This is a genomic window from Salmonella sp. NW1250, from assembly GCF_051812965.1.
Lineage (GTDB): Bacteria > Pseudomonadota > Gammaproteobacteria > Enterobacterales > Enterobacteriaceae > Salmonella > Salmonella enterica.
The window spans coordinates 1-267 of the sequence record NZ_JAMNDD010000064.1 but is presented as its reverse complement, the minus strand read 5'-3'; the positions used below and the strand labels follow the sequence as shown (position 1 = coordinate 267).

1 rRNA gene is annotated in these 267 nt (G+C 52.4%); it reads left to right on the top strand.

Going from position 1 to position 267, the window contains the following annotated elements:
- A 23S ribosomal RNA gene (locus tag NBA72_RS24270) occupies nucleotides 1–267 on the top strand; the annotation flags it as partial.

Here is a 267-nt window from a genome sequence, read left to right as displayed (position 1 = left end):
TGAGGGAAAGGCGAAAAGAACCCCGGCGAGGGGAGTGAAAAAGAACCTGAAACCGTGTACGTACAAGCAGTGGGAGCCCCACCACTAAGCCAGTGGTGAACTCCACATACGCATCCTTTGCTGAGGATACGGTTAACGGAGCGAAAGCGACGTTCAACCTCAAAAGAAGCAGAGGGGGCTTAGTGGTGGGGTGACTGCGTACCTTTTGTATAATGGGTCAGCGACTTATATTCTGTAGCAAGGTTAACCGAATAGGGGAGCCGGAGG